The sequence below is a fragment of the Pseudomonas sp. HY7a-MNA-CIBAN-0227 genome, assembly GCF_040310325.1.
Lineage (GTDB): Bacteria > Pseudomonadota > Gammaproteobacteria > Pseudomonadales > Pseudomonadaceae > Aquipseudomonas.
In genome coordinates, this window is the sequence record NZ_JBEOPT010000202.1 from 1 (window position 1) to 261 (window position 261).

Annotated in this window: 1 protein-coding gene; it reads left to right on the forward strand. The window is 51.3% G+C overall.

Annotated elements, in window-relative coordinates; translation table 11 throughout:
- On the forward strand, window positions 1-261 hold a 261-nt coding region (locus AAEZ06_RS27575), incomplete at both ends, for an NAD-glutamate dehydrogenase domain-containing protein (RefSeq protein WP_350617300.1).

Genomic DNA, 261 nt, shown 5'->3' on the forward strand with positions numbered 1-261 from the left:
GTCGCGAAGCGTTCCAAGCTGAAGGGATTGCTTGTTATCAGACATTCCTACGCGGTATGCTCGATATCACTGACAATATCGTTGATGGAAAAATTGTCCCGCCAGCCGATACGGTGCGTCATGACGAAGACGACCCGTATTTGGTCGTTGCCGCTGACAAAGGCACGGCAAGCTTCTCCGATATAGCCAATGCCTTAGCTGCTGAATACAACTTTTGGCTTGATGACGCCTTTGCCTCCGGTGGCTCAGTCGGTTATGACC